Annotated in this window: 22 protein-coding genes; 3 read left to right on the top strand and 19 right to left on the bottom strand. The window is 50.6% G+C overall.

Annotation, left to right across the window (positions count from 1 at the left end; translation table 11 throughout):
• Positions 1-218 precede the first annotated feature (218 nt).
• From rpoZ to AC0MA3_RS00250, 7 genes are all read right to left on the bottom strand, one after another.
• The gene (rpoZ, locus tag AC0MA3_RS00280) at positions 219-419 is read right to left on the bottom strand and encodes a DNA-directed RNA polymerase subunit omega (protein ID WP_379153216.1); all 201 of its coding nucleotides are present in this window, start codon (positions 417-419) and stop codon (positions 219-221) included.
• Between the two features lie 55 nt (positions 420-474).
• Complete coding sequence (gene gmk / locus AC0MA3_RS00275; RefSeq protein WP_474654749.1) at positions 475-1044, bottom strand: guanylate kinase; 570 nt, start codon at positions 1042-1044, stop codon at positions 475-477.
• Positions 1045-1062: 18 nt separating this feature from the next.
• Positions 1063-1323 (bottom strand): extracellular matrix/biofilm regulator RemA, encoded by a 261-nt coding sequence (remA, locus tag AC0MA3_RS00270; protein ID WP_006209218.1) that lies wholly within the window; start codon positions 1321-1323, stop codon positions 1063-1065.
• 51 nt (positions 1324-1374) lie between these two features.
• Positions 1375-2265 (bottom strand): YicC/YloC family endoribonuclease, encoded by an 891-nt coding sequence (locus tag AC0MA3_RS00265; protein ID WP_474654748.1) that lies wholly within the window; start codon positions 2263-2265, stop codon positions 1375-1377.
• A gap of 38 nt (positions 2266-2303) precedes the next feature.
• Entirely contained in the window at positions 2304-4178 is a 1875-nt protein-coding gene (locus AC0MA3_RS00260; protein WP_474654747.1) for a bifunctional homocysteine S-methyltransferase/methylenetetrahydrofolate reductase, read from the bottom strand.
• A 274-nt stretch (positions 4179-4452) separates the two neighbouring features.
• Positions 4453-5289 (bottom strand): diaminopimelate epimerase, encoded by an 837-nt coding sequence (dapF, locus tag AC0MA3_RS00255; protein ID WP_474654746.1) that lies wholly within the window; start codon positions 5287-5289, stop codon positions 4453-4455.
• 71 nt (positions 5290-5360) lie between these two features.
• Positions 5361-8186: a calcium-translocating P-type ATPase, SERCA-type gene (locus tag AC0MA3_RS00250; RefSeq protein ID WP_474654745.1), complete on the bottom strand. Its 2826-nt coding sequence runs from the start codon at positions 8184-8186 to the stop codon at positions 5361-5363.
• 192 nt (positions 8187-8378) lie between these two features.
• On the opposite strand from AC0MA3_RS00250, the gene AC0MA3_RS00245 reads away from it, so the two are divergent.
• Entirely contained in the window at positions 8379-10304 is a 1926-nt protein-coding gene (locus AC0MA3_RS00245) for an Rqc2 family fibronectin-binding protein (protein WP_474654744.1), read from the top strand.
• 187 nt (positions 10305-10491) lie between these two features.
• On the opposite strand, the gene AC0MA3_RS00240 is transcribed toward AC0MA3_RS00245, so the two are convergent.
• The 11 genes from AC0MA3_RS00240 to AC0MA3_RS00190 all read right to left on the bottom strand — a co-directional run bounded on the left by AC0MA3_RS00240 (position 10492) and on the right by AC0MA3_RS00190 (position 21370).
• Positions 10492-11394, bottom strand: a complete 903-nt coding sequence (locus AC0MA3_RS00240; protein ID WP_474654743.1) for a PHP domain-containing protein — start codon at positions 11392-11394, stop codon at positions 10492-10494.
• 49 nt (positions 11395-11443) lie between these two features.
• Entirely contained in the window at positions 11444-12343 is a 900-nt protein-coding gene (locus AC0MA3_RS00235) for a LysR family transcriptional regulator (RefSeq protein ID WP_474654742.1), read from the bottom strand.
• A gap of 137 nt (positions 12344-12480) precedes the next feature.
• On the bottom strand, positions 12481-12996 hold the full coding sequence (locus AC0MA3_RS00230; protein WP_474654741.1) for a hypothetical protein: 516 nt from the start codon (positions 12994-12996) through the stop codon (positions 12481-12483).
• Between the two features lie 36 nt (positions 12997-13032).
• Positions 13033-13998, bottom strand: a complete 966-nt coding sequence (locus AC0MA3_RS00225; protein ID WP_474654740.1) for a diguanylate cyclase domain-containing protein — start codon at positions 13996-13998, stop codon at positions 13033-13035.
• Positions 13979-14887, bottom strand: coding sequence for an EAL domain-containing protein (locus AC0MA3_RS00220; RefSeq protein ID WP_474654739.1), 909 nt, complete (start codon positions 14885-14887; stop codon positions 13979-13981). Before AC0MA3_RS00220 ends, AC0MA3_RS00225 begins: the two co-directional genes overlap by 20 nt.
• A 209-nt stretch (positions 14888-15096) precedes the next feature.
• The gene (locus AC0MA3_RS00215) at positions 15097-15360 is read right to left on the bottom strand and encodes a YlbG family protein (RefSeq protein ID WP_074088579.1); all 264 of its coding nucleotides are present in this window, start codon (positions 15358-15360) and stop codon (positions 15097-15099) included.
• A gap of 39 nt (positions 15361-15399) precedes the next feature.
• Positions 15400-15840 (bottom strand): YlbF/YmcA family competence regulator, encoded by a 441-nt coding sequence (locus AC0MA3_RS00210; RefSeq protein ID WP_474654738.1) that lies wholly within the window; start codon positions 15838-15840, stop codon positions 15400-15402.
• A 73-nt stretch (positions 15841-15913) separates the two neighbouring features.
• The gene (locus AC0MA3_RS00205) at positions 15914-17872 is read right to left on the bottom strand and encodes a helicase-associated domain-containing protein (RefSeq protein WP_474654737.1); all 1959 of its coding nucleotides are present in this window, start codon (positions 17870-17872) and stop codon (positions 15914-15916) included.
• Complete coding sequence (locus AC0MA3_RS00200) at positions 17869-19569, bottom strand: DNA repair helicase XPB (RefSeq protein WP_474654736.1); 1701 nt, start codon at positions 19567-19569, stop codon at positions 17869-17871. The genes AC0MA3_RS00205 and AC0MA3_RS00200 overlap by 4 nt, the downstream gene beginning before the upstream one ends.
• A gap of 123 nt (positions 19570-19692) precedes the next feature.
• Positions 19693-20121, bottom strand: coding sequence for a CBS domain-containing protein (locus AC0MA3_RS00195; RefSeq protein ID WP_379153251.1), 429 nt, complete (start codon positions 20119-20121; stop codon positions 19693-19695).
• Positions 20122-20200: 79 nt separating this feature from the next.
• Positions 20201-21370 (bottom strand): M20 family metallopeptidase, encoded by a 1170-nt coding sequence (locus tag AC0MA3_RS00190; RefSeq protein ID WP_474655147.1) that lies wholly within the window; start codon positions 21368-21370, stop codon positions 20201-20203.
• Positions 21371-21607: 237 nt separating this feature from the next.
• On the opposite strand from AC0MA3_RS00190, the gene AC0MA3_RS00185 reads away from it, so the two are divergent.
• Together AC0MA3_RS00185 and ftsW are read left to right on the top strand one after the other, a co-directional pair.
• The gene (locus AC0MA3_RS00185) at positions 21608-21955 is read left to right on the top strand and encodes a YugN family protein (protein ID WP_379153253.1); all 348 of its coding nucleotides are present in this window, start codon (positions 21608-21610) and stop codon (positions 21953-21955) included.
• Positions 21952-23196 carry a putative lipid II flippase FtsW gene (gene ftsW, locus AC0MA3_RS00180; protein ID WP_474654735.1) on the top strand — a complete coding sequence of 415 codons (1245 nt, stop codon included), beginning with the start codon at positions 21952-21954 and terminating at the stop codon, positions 23194-23196. Before AC0MA3_RS00185 ends, ftsW begins: the two co-directional genes overlap by 4 nt.
• A gap of 141 nt (positions 23197-23337) precedes the next feature.
• Here ftsW and AC0MA3_RS00175 read toward each other — a convergent pair whose 3' ends face one another.
• Positions 23338-23703, bottom strand: coding sequence for an Asp23/Gls24 family envelope stress response protein (locus AC0MA3_RS00175; protein WP_019911482.1), 366 nt, complete (start codon positions 23701-23703; stop codon positions 23338-23340).
• Positions 23704-23810 lie beyond the last annotated feature (107 nt).

Genomic DNA, 23810 nt, shown 5'->3' with positions numbered 1-23810 from the left:
CCCCTGTTTCCTTGCTGGCACCTCTACTATCCTCAATTATGAAAAGAAAAACCGAAAATCCTCACTTTTTGAGAAAAAAATAACAACCTTCCGGTTGTCAGGTACAGCCCGGTCCGGGCTATTTAAAATATTGGACCTCTAACCCAAGAAGAAACGGCAGCAGCCCATACAAAAGGTTGCGTCCGTTTCTGATCATGGCTTAGCAGGAATAGCTCGGACTACTCTTCGCCGCGAGTTACAACGATGCGGTCTTCGTAAATTTCTTCCAGAGCAACACCGACGTTCTTATGTGATCTCGGAGCTTTGACATCAGTCTTGCCGCCTTCACGCAGCGCTCTTGCACGGCGGGCTGCCGCAACAACCAAGGAATACTTGCTGTCGACTTTGGTCATCATTTCATCAATGGATGGATATAGCATGTAAAACACCTCTTCATCTTTTACTGTGATATGAGCTTGAGTTCTGATGTAGCTATCATCTCACCTTACAATGCTCGGCGATGATGATACTTTCTATTCGTTTGCAGGCCAGATCAATCTCATCATTCACTACTGCATAATCGTAATGTCGGATCAGGCCGATCTCATCCTCTGCCACGGACATACGGTGGTTAATGACATCAGGATGCTCCGTACCGCGTCCGCGGATGCGGTCCTTCAATTCGTCCATAGACGGTGGAAGGAGGAATACAAAGATACCTTCGGGAAATTTGTCTTTGACTTTGAGGGCTCCCTGAACTTCGATCTCCAGAATAATATCTCTTCCGCTGTCGAGTGTTCTCTCCACAAAATCACGCGGAGTACCGTAATAGTTGCCTACGTACTCCGCATATTCAAGCAGTTGGTCAGCTTCAATCATAGCTGCAAACTGCTCTCTGGTCTTAAAGAAATAATTGACTCCGTTCTCTTCGCCTTCACGCGGCATACGTGTGGTAGCAGATACGGAATAGACTAGTTCAGGCATCTTCGGCCGCAGTGCGGAACACACGGTTCCTTTGCCAACACCGGACGGACCGGATAGTATGATCAGCAATCCTCTTGACATAGTACACTCCATTTGTTGTTATTCGTCGTTATCGTCATCTTTGCTGGAAAGACGGTGTGCCACAGTCTCCGGCTGCACAGCCGAGAGAATGACATGATCGCTGTCAGTAATGATGACGGCCCGCGTCCGGCGGCCATAAGTGGCGTCGATCAGCATATGCCGGTCTCTGGCCTCTTGAATAATACGTTTGATTGGTGCAGATTCCGGGCTGACAATGGAAATAATTCGGTTGGCCGATACGATATTTCCAAAGCCGATGTTGATTAATTTAATTGCCATGTTCCGGTTGTTCCCCCCATAGGTTACATCGTTGCTTGCTTCAGATAGCTGTCATTCCAAATTCGCTGCTTGTTCACGTATCTTCTCCAGCTCAGCCTTCATATCCAGCGTGAGGTTAACCAGAGTCAGATGATTGCATTTGGACCCGATTGTATTCGTCTCCCTGTTCATCTCCTGAATGAGAAAATCCAGCTTGCGTCCTGCCGGCTCGCTTCCTTTCAGCAAAGCCTTACATTGTTCAAAATGACTATACAACCGGGTAAGCTCTTCATCAATATTACAGCGGTCGGCAAAGATAGCCATTTCCATTCCGAATTTATGCTCTTCAAAAGGGAACGTCCCGTCACTCAGCACGCTAAGACGCTGGCGCAGCTTCTCACGGTATTCGTTCACGACCACTGGAGCAAGCACAGCCATTTCAGCATGCAGCTCCTCCAGATGATTCAGCCTGTGCCCCAGATCAGCGGTTAGAAATCCGCCTTCACGTGCCCGCATCGCTATCAAGGCTTCCAGACTCTGGTTCAGACCTTGCACAAGAATATCCTTGAAGTCCTGGGACAAGTCGGATGCATGGGCATCTTCCTTGGACTCCATTACACCGGGTAGCGAAAGGACATCTCGCAGCAGCAGCTCACCTTGAATTCCAAATTCTTCTCGCAGCTGCTCTGCAGACTTCAAATAGGAACGTACCGCCGAAAGGTTCAGCACTTGTGCTAACTCAGCTTCTTCGGTATGCTCCCTGTTAATGATGACATCCACTCGTCCCCGTTTGATATGAGTTTGAACCTGTCTTCGCAGCATATCCTCATAAACCGTCCATTCCCGGGGCATCCGCAGTACAACTTCGCAGTAACGGTTATTCACCGATTTGACTTCGAATGTAATCTTGTAACCGCCGAATTGCAGGGAAGACTGACCGTATCCGGTCATGCTAAATGACAACGGAATCACATCCATTACACTATTGTAATTGATTATTACTAGCGAAACAAGGGGGACAATTTGCGTCCTTGTTTCTCCCACACATACTCCAGTAGCTGCACACTCATATCATAGAACATAAAAGGCGTCATCAAATAGATACCATTAAAATGCGCAGTAGCCGCATCCAGCAGTTCTTTGGCTATCCGTACACCCTCTGCACGTCCTTCTTCGCCTTCCAAGCCCTGCATTCGGCTTCTCACTTCCTGGGACAACTGTATGCCGGGAACTTCGTTGTGAAGGTATTCAGCGTTACGTCCGCTGGCCAGCGGCATAATGCCGATAAAAATTGGAATCTCCAGATGTGCCGTAGCCTTTGCAATTCGTTCGATCAGCTCTGGATCATAGACAGGTTGGGTCATGATATAGTCTGCACCGGAGGCGATTTTTTTCTCCAACCGTTCAACCGCTTTGTCCAAATGTTTAACATTGGGATTAAAAGCGGCTCCGATGACAAAATTCGCATTTTGTTTCAGCGGCTTGCCGGAGAAGGCGATACCGTCATTCAACTGCTTGATCATCCGTATAATCTCAAAAGAGGTCAGATCGTAAATCGAGCTTGAGCCCGGTAAATCGCCGAACCTGGCCGGGTCACCGGTAACTGCCAGCACATGATCAATCCCTAAGGCATCGAAACCCATAAGATGAGATTGGGTTCCAATCAGATTGCGGTCGCGGCAGGCAATATGAACCAGCGGGCGCAGCCCCGTACGGGCCTGTACCAGATGTCCCAGCGCCATGTTGCTCATCCGTGTCACAGCGAGCGAATTATCCGCCAGAGTCAGCGCATCTGCTCCTGCTCTGCGCAGCGCTTCCGCTCCACGCATGAACTTTGCGATATCCAGATCACGCGGCGGATCAAGCTCAACAATTACCGTATGACGTTCCTTAACCAGATCAACCAGTGTCGGTTCACGGCCATCGCGTTCCTCGTTCTCTCCCAAATGCTCCTGCACTATGATTCGTTCCAGATTGTTCTGGGCGGTAGGCTCCGGCAGGGGCTGCAGAGAATACCCTCTAAGTGCAGCAGAGATTTCGGTGATATGTTGTGGTGTTGTGCCGCAGCAGCCGCCAATAATACGGGCGCCCATATCCGCAAAGACCGGGGCCATCTGGCCGAAATAATCCGGCGACGCACCATACCGGTACTGGCCGTCCACATAATCTGCGATCCCGGCATTGGGATACACCGATGCGGGGAGCCTCAGGCTTCCCTGCAGCGAATTCAGCGCCCGCTTAATGCCATTAGGTCCGGTCCGGCAGTTGAAGCCGATAATATCCGCCCCATCCTGTTCAAGAATATGAAAGGCCTCCGTCAGTGTTAATCCGTCCAAGGTCCGCGCGGTCTCATCTACAGCGAGCTGGCAGATGACCGGGAGCTCGCTGAGCTTGCGGACTGATCTTAATGCCAGATGCAGCTCCTCCACATCATAGAATGTTTCCAGCATAATCCCGTCAGGCTGCTCTTCCAGAAGCGCCGAAAACTGCTGGGTATAAAACCGCTTCAGCTCCGAGCTGGACAGATTTGCCCGTTTACCTGCACGGATTGAACCTACCGCACCTACAACGTAACCGTTATCTCCAGCGGCATGCCGTGCGATCCGCACACCTGCGCGGTTGATATCAGCCACCTTGGCCTCCAGGCCAAATTTGGACAGCTTATCATAATTGGCGGAGTACGTATTACTCTCTAGCAGCACCGCTCCCGCTTCCATATAGCTCCGGTGTACATCTTCAATAACCTCCGGAGAGGTCAGATTCAATTCTTCATAGGAGATACCGACCGGGAAGCCTTTTTGATATAAAAAAGTTCCCATCGCTCCGTCTCCGACCAACACGTTATTCTTCCACGCAGAGCGCAAATCCGGCTTCACCGTAAGAACCTCCCCTATTCAGTCCATAGTTTCATACTAATGTAACATAAAACGGGATGGATGATAAGCTTTCGCCCAGCTAAATCCAAACCTCTTACTAGATCCAAAAAAAGTAAATCTTCTTATTAGAGACTTGCTGTAAAGTTATAAAGATTAGCTTATTTTTTAATAAAAGTATTTCAAGGACAAACGCCGAATGTAAAAGAGCTACTTCCAAGTGAATAACCCACTCGAAAATAGCTCTAGTTATTAATTCATCTTATAGTTGGGCCGTTTAGATATCTACAGAACCAGTGTAAACCACCTGGGCCGGACCGGTCATGTAGACATGATTGTCTTGTTCGTTCCATTCAATGTACAGATCCCCGCCCTTCAGACTGATCGTCGCGGAGCGGTCGGTGAGACCATTCAGCACAGAGGAGACTAATGTGGCACAGGCGCCGGTTCCGCAGGCCAAAGTAGGTCCCGCGCCGCGTTCCCAGACACGCATATCGACATGTCCGCGGTCCAGCACGGTAGCGAATTCAACGTTAACTTTTCTCGGGAACAGCGGATGAACTTCCAGCTTCGGTCCCCAAGTGTTCAGGTCAAAGCCTACAGCATCGTCCACATAGATTACGCAGTGTGGATTGCCCATGGATACAGCTGTGAATTTGAACTCTCTGCCATCCGCTTCAATCGGCTGATCCAGTACCGGCTCAGCGTCAATAGCTACAGGTATCTGTGTTCCCGACAATACAGGCTCGCCCATATCAACCGTAACAGTCTCCACCACGCCATTATCCACCTTCAAAGATACTTTCTGTTCGCCGGCACCGATAGTTTCGATAACGATCTGCTCCGAGCTTACCAGGCCGTGCTCATAGACATATTTGGATACGCAGCGGATCGCATTCCCGCATTGTTCGGCTTCGGATCCGTCTGAATTCATGATGCGCATCATATAATCGCCGCGTTCAGACGGCAGGATATATACCAGTCCGTCAGCACCAATGCCGAAGAACCGGTTACACAGCTTTACTGCAAGCTCAGAGGCATTGGCAGGAAGCTCCTGTTCGCCGAAAACGATAATAAAGTCATTGCCAAGGCCGTGCATTTTGGTAAATTCCATTGAGATCCCACTCCTAAATGTTATTAACGTTAACCAAGCATACCTTAAGGAGTAGGTTTAAGCTATTGATTTTATGCCGAAATTTTTGTACTTTTTATCATCGTCCGTCCTCCGCTGCGGCTGCGGTTTTTCTTACCACCCCAGACACTGCCCGCTCCCATAAGGAAGGTAGGGATGCCAGCGGTGACAAGTACCAGACACCATTCACGGAAGCTAAGCGGCACAGTCTTAAAGACTGGCTGGAGCACAGGCAGATACATAACTGCCAGCATCAGCAGAACAGATGATAGCACCGCTAGCACCAGATATTTGTTCTGGAACGGATTCCGGTGGAACACCGAACGGGAGCTGCGGCAGTCGAAGACATGAATCAGTTGAGCCATAACCAGGGTGGCAAAAGCAACAGACTGCGCCCGAATCAGCTGCTGCGGACTGTTAGGGTCAATTCGCAGGGTAAGCCAGAATGCAGCCAAGGTGCACAGGCCGATTAACAGCCCCCGGCTGATGATTTTCCAGCCGAGACGGCGGGCAAAGATATTTTCCTTGGATCCGCGCGGCTTGTGTTCCATCAGATCTTTCTCGGCCTGATCCACACCCAGCGCCATCGCAGGCAGGCCATCGGTCACCAGATTAACCCAGAGAATCTGGATAGGAACCAGAGGCAGAGGCAATCCCAGCATCATGGCAAAGAACATTGTCAGAATCTCTCCGACATTCGAGGCGAGCAGGTAACGGATGAATTTACGGATATTCTCGTAAATGTTACGCCCTTCTTCAATAGCCGCTACAATAGTAGAAAAGTTGTCGTCACCAAGGATGAGTGCTGAAGCTTCTTTTGTTACATCTGTACCTGTGATGCCCATGGAGATCCCGATATCCGCCGCTTTGATCGCAGGAGCATCATTAACACCATCTCCGGTCATAGCCACCACATGTCCATGACGCTGCAGCGACTTGACAATACGCAGCTTGTGCTCAGGGGAAACCCGGGCATATACATATACGTTATCCGACACTTTATCCAGTGCATCGTCATCCATCCGTGTAAGCTGACTGCCGGTCAATACAGTGCCGCCACGCTGCAAAATACCCAGCTGATGGGCAATCGCTTCAGCAGTGGTACCATGATCCCCAGTGATCATTACTGTCTTAATTCCAGCTCTGCGGGTGATACTGATGGCATCACGGACCTCACGGCGCGGCGGGTCGATCATCCCGGCCAGTCCGGCGAATACCAGCTGGCATTCCGCTTCTTTTTCACTGCCCGCAACTTCTCCGGAGCGCATGTCCCTGTAGGCCATTCCCAGTACCCGAAGTGCGCCTGAAGCCATTTCTTCATTGGCCTCCAGCACCTTCTGGCGCAAGGTAGGCGTGCAAGGCACGACTGCACCCTCCCACAGCATATAAGAGCAGCAGCTCAGTAGAACATCCGGTGCACCTTTGGTGCAGATCATTTTACCACCCGGATGATTCACAACCACTGACATCAGCTTGCGTTCCGAATCAAACGGGAACTCAGTTTCCCTAGTATAGGTTACAGCGAGCGACTGCGCAGTGAGCCCCATTTTTGCGGATAATGCAACCAGCGCCCCTTCTGTAGGATCCCCTTTCAGCTCCCACACGGACGACTGAACCATATTCTTGTCGGCTTCACTGCCCTTTTCTTTCTCCTTGCCTTTGCGCTTGCCGCGCGTTTCTCCGGGAGCAGTCTCAATAATCTCTGCGTTGCTGCACAATGCACCGATCTGGAGCATGCGCCGAAGGTTTTGGTCATTTTTCAGGTCAATGGGCTTGCCTTTTTGCAGCACATGTCCGATTGGAGCATAACCCTCACCCGTAACCTCCAACTTACGTCCGGCGCTCCATAGCCGAGTAACCGTCATCTTGTTCTGAGTCAGCGTCCCTGTCTTGTCGGAACAAATTACCGAGGCGCAGCCAAGTGTCTCGACCGATGGAAGCTTGCGGACAATGGCCTTGCGCTTGATCATCCGTTGAACACCGAGTGCTAGAGCAATGGTGACAATTGCCGGCAATCCTTCCGGAATCGCGGCTACCGCAAGGCTTACCCCGGCAAGGAACATAGCAGCAACAGGCTGCCCGTGTAAAATACCCGCCGCGACAACTACAATCGTTAATCCTAATGAAACATAGATCAGAATTTTACCCAGCTGCTCCAGCCGGTGCTGGAGTGGAGTTTCCTGGGATTCGGTATTCAGGATCAGATCGGCAATTTTGCCCATCTCGGTATCCATGCCGGTTCTTACCACGATAGCCCGGCCGGTTCCCCGTGTGACCATCGTGCCCATGAACCCGATATTTTTCTGGTCACCAAGTGGAATTTCTTCGGCATGAATGGTTTCCGAGTGCTTCGAGACAGGCAGCGATTCACCGGTTAGCGCAGACTCCTCGGCGTACAGGGCGCTGCACTGGAGCCAACGGACATCTGCCGGAATCCGGTCACCGCTCTCCAGCAGCACAATGTCCCCAGGCACTAGCATTTTAGCAGGAATATGCTCAATCTTACCGTCCCGCAGCACTTTGGCAGAGGGTGCCGAGAGCTGCTTAAGCGCACGCAGCGAACGTTCTGCGCGGAATTCCTGTACAAAACCCAGCACTCCGTTCAACATAATAATGGCGACAATCGTTATGGCATCCAGGTATTCTCCCAGCAGACCGGACACCAGTGTTGCTCCCATCAGCACCAGCACCATAAAATCCTTGAACTGGTTGAGCAGCAGGATAAGCGGGGATATCGCTTTTCCTTCCGACAGCTCATTGTGGCCATTCTCCTTTAACCTCTGCGCGGCATCCTCTCCGCTTAGGCCCGATCCCGGATGAACGCCGAATAATTGCTGCAGTTCCTCTGCACCGAGCCGGTGCCAACTTTTTTGTTCCATATTTCTTCTTTCCCCTCCCGGTCGTTTCTTGACTTCCGGCGGCGCACAGCTTTTCCACCTGTTCATGTCCAAGTGTATTCATGGTCGTCCCAAAATATCACCTTCGCCCGGCTTCTCCTTTTGCGCAATTGTGTCAAAGTATGGCATCATAGAGAGAGTAACTTTATTATCAGGCGACAGGAGAACATGATTATGGCATTAGACGGCATTGTAACCAAAGCGATCGTGCATGAGCTTCAGCCCTTTATCGGTGCACGCATCGGCAAAATATATCAGCCCAGCACACACGATCTAATCTTCATCCTGCGTGGCTCCGGCGGTGGCGGCAAGCTGCTGCTCTCGGCCAATCCTACTTATCCGCGGGTTCATCTGACCGACAGAAACAGCATTAACCCGGCGGAAGCGCCGATGTTCTGCATGCTGATGCGCAAACATTGTGAAGGCGGAGCCATTGAGAGCATCACTCAAGTAGGTATGGAGCGCATTATTCATATTCAGGTACGGACACGGGATGAGCTCGGGGATGTATCGGCCAAAAAAATCATCATCGAGCTGATGGGCCGCCACAGCAACATCATTCTTACCGATCTTGCGACAGGCACCATTATCGACGGTATTCATCATGTTACACCGACGATCAGCAGTTACCGGAATGTTATGCCTGGTATTGCCTATATTGAGCCGCCGCAGCAGCATAAGCTGAATCCTCTGGAAATTGATCAAGAGTCATTCATCGATCTGGCAGCAGCTGCCGAGCAGGAAGCACGTTCAGCCGGCTCCGGTGAAGATCAGGAGCCCGAAGAGATCATTGAGGGCGAGCTGGCCGACCTATTGAAGTCGCTGGAGGAGCCTAAGGTTGACGGTTCGGGGGGACCGGCGCCATCCGCAGATCCTATAGGCTGGATAGTGCATGCCTTCAGCGGCATGAGCCCTCTGATTGCCGGTGAGATTGTGCGGAAGAGCGGCGTGACCGGCGCTGCTGCAGCAGATGGCTGCGCAGGTGAACCTTCTGTGGCTTCACCTGATTTGGATGAACATTGGACGCAAGGGATCACTTCCTTATGGAGAGCCTTCGACAAAGTGCTTGCACCCGTACGGGCATGCAGCTTCTCCCCGATGTCAGGAGCGAATGCCAAAGGTAAGCCTGTCTTCTCGGCCATTACACTGACACTTCCGGATGAGCATGTGAAGCATTACAGCTCTATCAGCGCCTGCCTGGAGGATTATTACGGAGATAAAGCCGAACGAGATACAGTGAAACAGCGGGTTAGTGACTTAATCCGTTTCCTGAGCAATGAACGGACCAAAAATATCAAGAAGCTCGCCAATCTGCAAAAGGACCTGGACGAAGCCCAGGATGCCGATCAATTCCGGATCTGGGGCGAGCTGCTGTTCGCTTCATTACACGCCGTCTCCAAAGGCGACAAGCAAGCCACGCTTGTGAATTACTACGATGAGGACCAGGCAGAAATTACTATCCCGCTAGATCCGCTGCTCACCCCCTCAGACAATGCACAGCGGTATTTCAAGAAATATAATAAATACAAGAACAGCCTGCTGGTGATCAATGAACAGTTGCTCAAAACCCATGAGGAAATAGCCTATATGGAAACACTACTCCAGCAGTTGGCCCATGCTTCATTGAATGACATCGAAGAAATCCGCGATGAGCTTGTAGGTCAGGGCTATCTGCGCGACCGTAACAAGAAGGGCAAGAAAAAGAAAAAAGTCACCCGCCCTACCCTGCAGGTATTCACTTCCTCGGAAGGCGTGGAAATCTATGTTGGTAAAAACAATCTTCAAAATGAGTATGTCACCAACCGTCTGGCTTCGGCCAATGATACGTGGCTGCATACCAAGGACATTCCCGGCTCTCATGTGGTGATCCGGAGTGAAACATTTGGAGATGCTACCCTCGAGGAAGCTGCACAGCTGGCTGCTTACTTCAGTCAAGCCAAGCAGTCGAGCAGCGTCCCTGTGGACTGCACACTCATTCGTCATGTCCGCAAACCTAGCGGAGCCAAGCCCGGCTTCGTCATCTATGATCATCAGAAGACTCTTTTCGTCACTCCTGACGAGGAAAGGATCAAGAGTCTGCCGAATACGCTCAAGAGTTAACGCATACTTAGGATTGCTGCTGCAAAATTGAGCGCAACGCAACCTAAGCTCTAACCTAAACATAAAGAACCACCAGCCGCATCCGTCCTTTGGCTGGTGGTTCTTTATGTATCAAGAATTCGTTGACAGCATAAGCGAGGGGGTGCAAATAAAGGCATTTCTGCCGTTATTCCTACCTATTTTTCACCTAAGCTCCAGTTGCCTCGCCCTTCAGCTGTTCCAGCACCGACACCGGTACCGAGACACTGCCGATCTCTCCATGGAATACAACACCTTGGCGTGCACCGTGAAAATCCGAACCACCGGTGACTAGCAGCCCGTACTCTTCAGCAAGCGAGAGGTAACGATCTTCATCGGCCCGGCTATGATCCGAATGGTAGGCTTCGATGCCGCGCAGTGTGCTGCGTTCAATAATACCGCGGACCAGCTCATCATCCCCGTAGATTCCCGGATGAGCTAGTACAGCTGCCCCTCCTGCTTCGGCAATCCATTCGCAAGCCAGCTCCGGCGTAATACGCGGCGGTGACACATAAGCTGCTGCACCTTCAGCCAGGTATTTGTCAAATGCATCGCGCATATCTGAGGCGGCACCGAGTCGAACCAATGCGTCAGCGATATGCGGACGCCCCACGCTCTCGTCCGGTTTCAGTTCCCGTCCTATACCTGTGATGACTTGGTCTAGAGTAATGTCGATGCCGAGTCCCTGCAGCTTAGCAATAATAGCCTCATTCCGCTGCGCGCGGGTATCTCTTTGCTCCGCAAGCCGGGACAGGAACAGATCCTGCTCCGTATCCATGTAATATCCCAACACATGGATCTCTTTACCGCCGGCTCGTGTACTGATCTCGACACCAGGAACAACGGTAATACCATATTTCCGCCCAGCCTCAAGCGCTTCAGCAACTCCGGCTACCGTATCGTGATCCGTGATTGCCACTGCCGCCAGCCCTTTTTCATAGGCCAAACGCACATTCTCAGCCGGAGGCTGCATTCCGTCCGAAGATAATGTATGGGTATGCAAATCGGCTCTGCCTGAGAAACCGCTGCCTGTCTGTTCTTTTAAATAGTTATTCATATGCTTCTGACCCATCGCTTCTCCCTGCCCTTCAGGTCTAGTATTTACAACATAATTATACTCTTTACTGATCTCCTGCATGGTCACGCAAAAACGTCAAAAACGTCACCGCCGAGATAGGCAGCAGCGTCGATTTGAGATGGATTGCATAAAACTGCCTTTTAAACGAGGCATCCGCAATGTTGACAATCTTCAGTAATCCCAGTGCCACTTCATGCTTGACCGAGGAGGTAGAGATTATAGTGAGGCCGAGCCCTGCTTCCACCGCAGATTTCACAGCTCCTGTACTTCCCAGCTCCATCACCACACGCATCGCTCCCGGGTCCAGTCCTTTGGCCAGCAATTGTTCTTCCATAACCCGGCGCGTCCCCGAGCCCTGCTCACGCAGAACAAACGGATGCTCCAGCGCTTCAACAAGTGTGACTTCGTCTCTCTCAGCCAGCGGATGCTCCCGGGGCACGATCAGCTTCAGTTCGTCCCCCATCACCGGTTCAATGACCATATCCGGATGAGAGATCGGCGCCTCAATCAGGCCGAAATTCAGCTGATGTTTGTGAATCTCCTCCAGCAGCTGCGAAGTATTCATTACCTTCATCACTATAGAAATATGGGGGTAAGTTTTGCCGAATGGACCTAACAGGCGAGGCAGCACGTACTCCCCAATAGTCAGACTTGCCCCCAGCAGCAGTCGTCCCTCCAGCATATGAGTAAATGCCGACATCGCCTGGTCCGTCTCACGCATCAGCTGAATGCTGCGCAGTGCGAACGGCATCAGGGTTCGGCCTGCTTCTGAGAGTATGATTTTTTTGCTGGAACGGTCGAAGAGCTTGGCTCCAAAATAATCCTCCAGCGCCTGAACCTGCATGGTCACTGCAGGCTGAGTCATGTGCAGCGTCTGGGCTGCGGCAGAGAAGCTCCCACGCTCTGAAACGGTATAAAAAATATGCAGCTGATGAAAATTCATCCTCATTACTCCTTCATCAAAATCCAAGTAGAAACGGCTACGCCTTCCTTAAATGTAGTGTAGGCCTACTATTTCTCTATATCAAAAAAAGAACATGCAGCCTTCCGCCGCATGCCTTCTCTGTAACCGTGCACTTGTTACCTGCGTCTGCGGCGTTTCTTCACCAGCTTTATGCGGCGGGAATGGCGCAGCCACGAAAAGTAGGCTCTCAGATCCCGCAGCTGGGGAGTTACCGAAATGTTGCCGAGAAAACTAACCACAACCATCACATACAGCGGTTGGCCTGAGAGTGTGGTGGTACCTTCCAGTTCCTTGAACTGAACCACCATCGACGTATTGTTGTCGATCAAGTAAGCATTATATTCACTCTGCGAATACGGCCTTACCCGGTTCTGTTTCACGCATTGCCATATCCACGCGCCAATATCCGCTTCCTTACCGTCTTCATTGCTGATCCGGTCTGCATATCGGCTTTTCGCATGCGGTGTTATAACAATATCGGCTACCCTGTATTCATTCAGCATGATGTGAAAGGGCTCGTACACCCCCCACATTTCCATCCCCTTGACATGCATAATCATCACACTCCACTGAAAGGGTCTTGGCATGCTCTTATTGTTGTCAATCTTACCGCATTGACGTTTGTTGTTCAAGCATGCTCCCATTTCAGACCCTGGTGCCGCAAATGATTAGCTGGGTTTATTTACGGATAGATCCCTATCATCCACATAACTGCTGCCTTTGATCGATTTGCATTTTTTCTTAAGCCTTGCGGCCTCACCAGAGAGGTCCTCAATAGAATCGAATGGGCGGTAACGGTTCGTAACAACGGCTATGGAGATCGAGACCAGTGGAATTTCTTCCACCACGCCTGAACGGCTCTCGGTCAGCACGTAATGCTGTGCCAAATGCCCGGGATGATAGAACTCTAGCATCACTTTGTCAAACTCTGCCATAATGGTCTGGCAATATTCCTCATAGTGATAATCGTCTATACAAATAATAAAGTCATCCCCGCCGATATGCCCCAAAAATCCTTCCAGCCGCAAGGTACAATGCTTTAGGATCTCCGCCGTGGCCTGAATCATCCGGTCGCCTTCCTTAAACCCGTAAGTATCGTTATATGCCTTGAAATGATCCAGATCTATGTACAGTACACTGAACTGCTCTTGCAGCAGCGATTTCACCATCCACTCATTGATGCTCAGATTTCCCGGCAGACCGGTCAGTGGATTCAAAAAGCTCGCGGCCACCGCCTGGATCTCGGCAAAATTCAGCAGCAAATCCCTCACACTTACCGCTCCGAACAATACCCCTTCATGGGTGACCAGCACGTAATCATACAGATGCTCTTCAGTTCTGTCCATTGCCAGCCGGCTAACCTCGGTAATTGGCGTTTTGTAATCTACAACTAGCGGAGAACCGTCCATGATCAGTCCGACGGAGCGGCCCATATATAGCGTGAAGCCATAGAGCGTGCCAATCTGCTGATAAAATCGAATCCTCATAATCAGTGCGACCGCTTGTCCGCCCTCCGTCACCGCCACACCTTGAAGCTGAGGGTTGCTTTTGAAAATTTGATCCACATACGCGCATTTCTGGTGAGGGGAGATCTCCGGAATTTGTTCAGCAATTTCACCGATCTGAAGAAACATGCTTATAACCTCCTCTAACTGGAACTTGTAGTGAATCCGTTGGAAAAGCGCCTCGCACAGGCAAGTAGCCGGGTCTGCCAAGCGCATAACCCTGTCCGAATTCAATGCCTGCCATTTGCAGATACAGCAGTTCTTCCCGCGTTTCAATGCCTTCGGCAATGATCCGGGTAGCAGAGCGATAAGCATATTCACGGATCAGCTCCAAAAGCTCCTGCTGCTCCCTGTTGCCGTGGATGCCTCGGATCAGTGATTTGTCCAGTTTTATGAATTCTGGCTTCAGATAGACAAGCGTCTTGAGGCTATTATAGCCGGAGCCGGCATCATCCACCGCAATACGAAAGCCCTGCTCACGATAATGAGACAACACTTTCTCGAATCCTACATAATCCTGGACCGCCTGCCGCTCGGTTAATTCAAATACAACCCGCTCCGGGGAGAGATTCAGCTCCTGCAGAAGACTGAGCGTTTCTCCGCTTTTATGCCGGGCATCGTTCAGGACTCCAGGGTGTACGTTGATAAATACAAGCCTGTCTGTCCATACTTCATCTTCCGGCAGCCGTTCCATGTAGCGAGATAGTGAAATCCGCCGGCAGTAATGCTCAAATCTGAACATCTGATCTGTGCGGCAAGCAAATTCGTAGAAATGCTCCGTGGTGGGAAATTGTGCAGAGTTGGGCGGCCTGTTCAGAACCTCATGTCCCATCGTCTGCCCGCTTCTCAGCTGCAAAATCGGTTGAAAAAAGGTATCCAGCCGCCCATGATTCATAATATCCAGCAGAGCAGACAGCCTTCCCAGCTCTTTCACTTCGTTACGCAGCCTTCCGCTGATATGTTGAACATACTGGGGAATTGCTGATAGTTTTTGGGTTATTGCCATTCGTTTCGTCATTTGGTCACCTGTATGCTTTTCCTCGTGAATTTGGCCACTCTCTCCCCAGCTTAATCCGGAAGTATTAAGCAGCGATAAAATACAAGGGAAAACAGAGGCATTTCGACAAACTTCACAGCTTCAAAAAAAGTCCAAAGCTCATTTTTAACCTCCTTATACAAAAAAAAAGCAGATGCCCCTGGCACCTGCTCATTCTCAAAGATCAGAACCTACAGACCATAATAACGGGTCTTGTCCGGTCCATTGCTTGTATATTCCGTCTTCAGTTCATTCCGGTAGGATCTTTCAATCTTGCGCACGTAGGAGAGTCTGCGGACGTTCTTCATTACTTCCTCGGCACGTTCAGCGTTCACATACATTACGGCGTAATGCATTTTCCTGGAAACATAATGCAAAGTCCCGTATTTCTCCAGATTCCGTGCCGCCTTAACGTCACTTACCCATACAATATATCCTGTTCGTTCCGCAAACATCAGCTATTCGCCTCTCTTTCTCTTGCCCTGATCCGAAGCCTATCCGCAGGAGCAGCTACCGCCGCTTCCGCATCCGCCGCCCTTGGGAGACGGGTCATTGCTTGGAACCTTGATGCTCTCCGATACCGAGAAAGCAATGGTTTCCGACATGGAATGAAGCATGTCATCGAGGTTTTTCTCAGCCTGCTTGAAGCGGGCAACCTCTTCGAACAGCTCAAGCTTCTGCTCAACCGCCGTAACCTCATCCTTAGCCGAATGATAATTGGGATGGAAATGTCCAAACCGCTGCGTCTCCTCAAACAGCTCTTTTTTCGTTTGCAGCTGCTTGACCATGGCCTGGACTTCCGGGTTGGCATCCACCTGGCCCTTCCAGTATAAGTAATCCGATACCTCGGCGGATTGATTAATCATATCACCTAATTCATAGGCGTATGTCAGCACTTCGGCCATATCAACCGTATTCAATTCCGCTACGCTCATGAACTTCAACTCGTTTCTCTGTTAATGTTCTACTTCATATCGTAGACTTACTTATCATACCATACCCGGCCGCCTAAGCAGAAGAGGAATTTCTCCGCATTTTGGGAATGATGAGCTGCATTTCCTGCCAATCCTCTGCGCCTAGACATGCCTCCTCCACACTATCCGAATCCACAGAGAGCAGCACACCCTGTACTTCCCAAGGATTCCGGCGGATGTGTGCGGGAACGAATTCATAGATTTGGCCCTTAACGGACAAACGGACCTTAATCCCCCAGTCCCAAGCCTGCTCCATCACCTTCTGAGCGGTCGTAACGTGATACTGGCGCCATTGCTTCATCCACATCTGTGGCACAGACGCAAGACCGGTGAGCATCGCCTCCTCGTCCGTATGCGGATTCAAATGGACTTTTGGCAGGTCCGGTGCGGTGACAAGCAGCCCTCGTTCAGGCACATAAGCGGAAAAAGCAGATGCGGATGAGAGATGCACCTGGCTCCCGCTGATTAATGGCCATTCCTTCCCCGGCTTCTCTTCCACTCCCGCTATCCGCTTGGCTGGAGCCATTCCTGCTGCTCCCAGCTCCTTACGTACTGCTCCTATATCTTCTGCTTGGATAATAAAATGCAAGGGACCAATACGGGACAGCTTTCCTGCCAGGCGGGGATGGGCAGCGATATCATTGCCGTCTGTTTCGGACAGACAGGCAAGCAAGATTACCTGTGTGATTTCCGTCCTGCCAATCCCTTTTCCCCACTGCTCCAGAGACAACTCCACCTGTTCCGGCAGTCCGCCTATTGCATGACTTGCCAGCCAGCTAATTACAGTTTGCGGTGAGAGCCCGAACTCTGCTGCAGACTCCAGCTTTTCCCGGGTCAGCCGGTAGCTCCAAATATCGTCACTGTGCAGAAGCTCTGCACAGGCTGCGAGTATCCAGCGCTGGATGTAAGGACACTCCGGAGGAACCAGCACTTCAAAATCAGGGTGAATAATGAACCCTTTAGATGCCGGAATGCCCACTTCTCCCGCTTGCTGTTTACCCTGCTGATCCCCTTTTATCTCAGCTTCGATATCCCGTTCTGCAATACCGCTGCCTGAGCATATTAGCATAGCAGACTCGTCCGAATGGATCTCCGGTTTAGCCGGTGCCCAGCGGAAACAAGCTGATCCGTCCTCCGTACTTCCCAGCTCACACCAGCCGAATCCTGCCAGCCCTTTGAGCCAACGATGTGCAGAACCCCCTAATGTTTCTAGAGATTGTCCATGCGCCATTCCCTGTTCAGACATCCAGGCCAGAACATCCCGGATCATATACCACTGGCCTGAATGATATGCGGATGAGGAAATGATATAACGGAAAAGCTGCTCTGCTGGTCCCAGAAGACCGTAACGATTCAATATCAATCCGTACAGCTGATTTGACATCTGCTTGCCGGTAAGCTGCAGCCAGCTTCCCAGTATGTCCGTTTCCACAAGGTATGCCGATTCCGTTCGGCGGATAAGCCCAAGGCATAGCAGCAGATCGAGCATAACCATAACCGGAAGTGGAAAAGGATACACTGCAAGCTGCTCCGGCGGGAACAATCCTTTCAGCAGTTCCTCGGACAGAGTAAGCTTGGCAGCTAGACGGCTGATATTTTTTTTATGAACAGCTCCTTTGGCTGTAACCGGCAGCCCATCGCCGGCGATGAACATAAGAGTTCGAAATAATTCTCCCGCGAGTTCCGGTCCGGCCTCCGCTTCAATTCCCGTTACCCTTTCTGTAGTCGGCATAGGCTTACGTCTGGGGAACAAATTGTGCAAAAGACCGGACAGGTGCTCTACGGGGATTTGATACAGCAGTTCTCCCCATAATTTCTGCCGAAGCTCCAGCACACCAGCCTCCCGCAGTTCCAGCAGAGCCAGATGCAGATCTGCCCGGCACAGCGACACTGGAGACAGCTGCACCGCCTGCGCTTCATTAAACGGGCGGGCAGCGTAGGCTTTGATAATCTGGTGGAGTACCAGCAATGCTTCAGGCGATAACCCCATCATAAGATAATCTCCTCCTGTTGCTCTGTCTGGACCGCATAATCATAACCCTGCTCGGTCAAAAACCTGCGGCGGCGCAGTGCAAAATCCTGCTCCCTGCTCTCTCCAGACACGAGTGTATAGAAGTAAGCCTTGTTCTCTCCGGATTTTGGCCGTAGAATACGTCCCAGTCGCTGGGCTTCCTCCTGCCTAGAACCGTAGGCACCAGACACCTCGATGCCTACAGAGGCATCCGGAAGATTCACGGCAAAGTTCGCTACCTTGGATACAACCAGAATCCGTATTCTTCCATCTCTAAAAGCAGAATACAACTCGCTGCGTTGCCGCTGCGGTGTTTTTCCGGTAATAAGCGGTGCACCCAGGCTTGCCGCCAGCTGGTTGAGCTGGTCCAGATATTGTCCGATCACCAGCACTGCTTCATCTGGATGTGCACTAACGATCCTTGTTACAGCAGTAATCTTAGCCGGATTGCATGCAGCGATACGGAACTTTTCTTTTTCTCCGGCATACAAGTACTTCAGCCTGATCTCAGTGGTCATGGGTACGACAACCTCTATGCAGTCTACTGAAGCTATCCATCCCTGCTTCTCCAGCACCTTCCACGGCAATTCATAGCATTTGGGACCGATAAGCGAAAACACATCACTCTCCCGTCCATCTTCCCTGACTAAGGTTGCGGTCAATCCAAGTCTCCGGGTGGCCTGAATATCCGCCGTAGCTCGAAATACCGGAGCTGGAAGAAGGTGTACCTCGTCATAAATAATCAGTCCCCAATTCCGCTGCGTGAACAGATTCATATGAACAAAAGCACCTCCCCTGGAACGCCGGTGTGTCAACATTTGATACGTCGCTACCGTTACAGGTAAGACCTCTCTTTTCACGCCGCTGTATTCCCCTACAGATTCTTCATTCAGTCCCGTTCTCTCCAGCAGCTCATCCCGCCACTGCGCCACTGAGATGGCGCTTGAAGTTAAGATCAATGTCTCGCATTGCAGGCTCGCCAGCACAGCCAGACCCACAATTGTCTTACCAGCACCGCAGGGCAGAACTACAACTCCGCTAGCACCCATCTCCTTGAATCTGCGGACTGCTGCTTCCTGATAGTCGCGAAGTCCAAAAACATCCTTAACGGAAGCCGTCCCGCTCGGCGCCGACTCTTTCCATGGCACATCCAATGCCTGACCATCCCGATAACCTGCATAATCAAGAACAGGATACCCCATCCGTGTCAGCTCCTGCTTTAACAGACCGCGTTGTTCCGACGGACATCGGTATTCCAAAGGAGCTGTTCTTATCAGACCAACCCCGCTCAAGCAGTTTTGCTCTGCCAATTCTTCTATTAGCCCCGGGTTATCCGCTCGCAGAATGAGCAGCGAAGGATCAGCCGAATCGGTATGGAGCTGCAATCTTCCGTAACGGGAGACCAAAAGTCTGATCTCCTCCTCCAGACCTGCAGGAACTCCCGAGCTAGATAGCAGAGCCAGATTCTGCAGTATATCTTCGGCTGTTCTGCCTGAGGCCGCCGCATTCCAAAGTGACAGATGGGTAATCCGGTAAGTGTGATAGGCCGGCAGGCTCTTCACAAGCTCACAAAAATCAGCCAAAACCATCCTCGCCGCCTCAAAACCCGAATGCCCGCATTCCAGCAGCAAGGACCCGTCCTTACGAACAGTGCATACTCCCATTCCGCTACCTTTCATCCAATAACCTCCATTACAAATCTCTCAATGATCTACGGCACTATGTATCTTTTGAAAAAAATAAGATAGCAGGAAAAAGCCCACCCCCGTAAACAACGGACATGAGCTTCCCCTAATTCTTATCTAATGCAGATGCTGCTGCGAAATGTCAGTCAAGGCATCCGCTGCTTCATCAGCGAAAATGTTCTTCACTGCCAAATCGCCTAGCGATACAATTCCGATCAGCTTTTTCCCTTCTACGACCGGTATACGACGAATTTGCTTGGAAGCCATCAGATCGGCTGCTTCATCTACAGAGGTGGTCTCAGATACTGCTGTGATCCCTTTGGTCATCACCGTTTCCACGGAAGTTGAACCGGAATGCTTCTGCGCATAACCGCGGATGACCAAGTCCCGGTCCGTAATGATGCCAATCAGGGTTTCTCCATCCGAATCCACAACAGGAATTACACCTGTATCGGCATCTTTCATCTTCACAGCAACCTCATACAGATTATCCTGCAGCTTCACACATACAGGATGTGCTGTCATCACTTCTTTGACTGTCTTCAAGATTGAACCCTCCTGTCATGTTATCCATGCTATTCGGAAGTAGGTTCCCCTTGAAGTCCAAAATTTATGCGTGAGTCATCTATTCATTCAGACAGGAATCAGCCATCGCTATAAGCAGTTTCGCTCCATACAGCAAAGCATCCTCGTCAAAGTCAAATTTGCTGTGGTGGTGCGGGTATACTGCATCTTTATCAGGGTTCCCTGCACCAACAAAGATAAAGCAGCCGGGAATTTCCTTGACATAGTATGCAAAATCCTCAGCCGGCATGATCTTCTCCATCTGTACAACGCTGACCGCATCACCGAGCGCGGATGGCGCCACACGGAGAAAACGCCGAAACTCCGCTTCATCATTCTCCAGCGGAGGATACCCCATTAAATAATCCATCTTGGCTTCCGCACCGTAAGTAGCCGCCACGGCAACCACCATCTCTTCCATTCTCTTCTTAATGAGATAACGGGTCTCCTCGTCAAACGCGCGCACTGTCCCTGTAAGCCGGCAGCGCTCCGAGACGATATTCTGAGCGGAGCCTCCCTGAATCGTGCCTACATTGACTACAGCGGGCCGAAGCGGGTCTACGGATCGGCTGACAATGCTCTGCAGCTGTGTCACAAGAGCAGCTCCGGCCAGTATACTATCAACTGTGCGGTGCGGTGTACCCGCATGCCCGCCTTTACCGGTGATGTCAATGAAGAATTCATCGGCTGAGGCCATCAATGGTCCAGGTGCACTAGCTACTGTTCCAATCGGCAATGGTGTCCACAGGTGAAGCCCATAGACCGCATCTGCACCCTCCAGCACCCCTTCTGCAATCATTCCCAGTGCTCCCCCGGGGCATATCTCCTCCGCCGGTTGGAACAGGAAGCGCAGCTCTCCTTGCAGCTCTTCCTTGCGGCTGCTGTAATAAGCCGCCGCCGCTAGCAGCATGGACGTATGTCCGTCATGACCGCAGGCATGCATGACTCCTGGTTTCTGCGAGGCATATTCACGGCCATTCTCTTCTGTAATGGCCAGAGCATCCATGTCAGCACGCAGCACAACTGTTTTACCAGGCTGCCTTCCCTTTAATATCCCGGTCAATCCATAACCGGCTTTGCTTCTAATGACTTCAATCCCGAATGCTTCCAGCTTGGCAGCAACAAATGCCGACGTTTCTTTCTCCTGGTAAGACAGCTCCGGATGACGGTGTAAGTGCCGGCGCCATTCCACCATATCCGGCATCAGCTGTTCAAGCTCTAACCTCTCCATATCCAATCCATTCCCTTCTCCTGATTCCTGCTATGGCAAGGCATATAAGTCTACCGTTCTACTTCCAATCAACCCTAAGGCTATATTTCTATTATTGTAGCAGAAACACAAAAAAGAGGGTACCGATAGGCCTCTCGTGCCTTGCAGAACACCGGGAAACATACTATCATGAAAAAGAACATCTATAATAATGAGCATAAAATTATGATTATACTTCATAAGGGGGATATGTGCGCTATGATATTTGAGAACACGGGCCTCGTTGGATTGAAGAGTGACCTTGTCTATCTGGACGAAAGTGCTGCCAAAGCCGGATTTATCCGCTGGCAGTGGGAATACTACCGTGCCACTTACGACTGCAAAATCGAAGATAAGCAGAACGGTGGAGAGTACTTTTTGCGGATCAATACACGTGCTGTCGAGGGTAAGCTGGAAAAATCGGATGCTGTGCTTGCAATTGAAGCCGTTTACTTGGGTAAAGCTACCTTTCCGCATGGTCTGGAGTATGAATCTCCGGTGCCCAAGCCTGTTCTGGATGATGCAGCGAAGCATATTCTTGAACTGAAAGCGTTGCTGGAGGCTTGAGCAGTGTAAAGGGAAAGACGACCAAAAATGTCAGCCTGCCCAAAAGAGGAACGCCTGATTTCCAGTTACTTATTCTGACCCTCCTGCTTGTCGGCTTTGGACTGGTGATGGTCTTCAGTTCCAGTTCAAGCCTTACCCTGGCCAGTGAGAAGTTCGGAAATGATCCCTTATATTTTGTTAAACGCCAGATCATATGGGTGGTGCTTGGAAGCATTGTTATGTTTGTAACGATGAATATCCACTACACCAAATTCAAGAAATGGTATGCCCCGATCTTCATGATCACCCTATTTCTGCTATTATTCGTGGCATCCACAGAGAAAATCAACGGTGCCAAAAGCTGGATCGGCATTGGCGGACTCGGCATCCAGCCCACGGAGCTGGCCAAAATATCCATTATTCTCTATTTGGCCGCCCTGATTACCAAAAAAGGTGAACGGCTTAGAGACTTACGTACAGGATATATTCCCGTGATGGTTATTGTCGGAATTGTCGCCGGACTCATTATGATGCAGCCGGATTTAGGTTCATGTCTTATCCTTGTAGCCACAAGCGGGCTGGTCATCTACGCAGGGGGGGCCAGCATGAAACATATTATGGCCTCTATTGCTCTGCTTGTGCTGGGTGTCGGGATTGTTATGGGGGCGAAAACGGTTATAGATTCCCTGTCACCGTCTTCAGAGACCGTAGTAGTCAACCAAGACTACAAACAGGACCGGATCAGTGCCTTTATTGACCCCCTCGCAAATGCTGAGGACAGTGGCTTCAATATCGTTCAGTCTTTGATCGCTCTTGGTGAGGGTGGAACCCGCGGCTCAGGCTTCGGGCAGAGTATTCAGAAGCTACACTACCTCCCTTATCCCTATACAGACTTTATCTTTGCCGTTATCGGTGAAGAACTGGGATTTGTGGGAACCTCCATTTTTCTGTTGATCTATCTTTACTTCATTTGGAGAGGCATCCTGATTGCGCTTAGATGTACTGATCCCTTCGGGACCCTTGTCGGTATCGGTGTCATGGGTCTGATTGCCATCCAGGCCTTTGTCAACATCGGCGGTGTCACCAACACCATCCCGCTTACCGGGGTAACACTTCCATTTATCAGCTATGGAGGTTCTTCCTTGCTTGTTACCATGCTGTCCATGGGGATTATGCTGAGTATTTCAAGAGAGACCAACCGGCCAGCCAAAGAGGAAGTCACGAAATCTGTTACGACCGTTAGACAAGTACGTGCCCGCTGACGCTACATAAGTGTCATCTCATCGACTAACCCCATCTAACATTTTTTTTACCAAATACACAAAAGGCAGCCCAGGATAACCTCCCGGACTGCCTTTTGTAATTTGAGTCAGCATGCTGCCCTCATAAGCCTTTATACAGTTTTACGAAATTTCGTCGTTCTTAAAGGCTACGCCTTCTACCTTAACATTGACTTCAACGATATGAAGTCCTGTCATGCTCTCCACAGCCTCACGGACATTCTGTTGAAGCATCCGGCACACCTCGTGAATCGGAGTTTCATACAGTACGATAATTCGCAAGTCTACTGCGGCTTCAAGCTGACCCACTTCAACGGTTACACCCTTTTGAACGTTCTTACCGCTGAGACGCTTAGCCCAGCCTTCCGACAAGCCGCCAGACATGGCCGCGATTCCCGGGGTCTCCAAAGCAGCCAGTCCGGCAATCTTCGAGACGACGTCATTTGATATCCGTATGTTACCCATTTCCAGTTGAAGTTGTTCCGCCATGCCATAACCCCCCTACACTCATTATCAATTATTGTAATTCGAAAACAGGCTAAAAAGCAAATGACTTTCTTGCATTCCCGTTTACACTTAGGAACAATTTGGGTATA

The sequence above is a fragment of the Paenibacillus sp. LS-5 genome, from assembly GCF_056121505.1.
The sequence above is the reverse complement of the archived record's forward strand: the minus strand, read 5'-3'. Positions and strand labels throughout refer to the sequence as shown.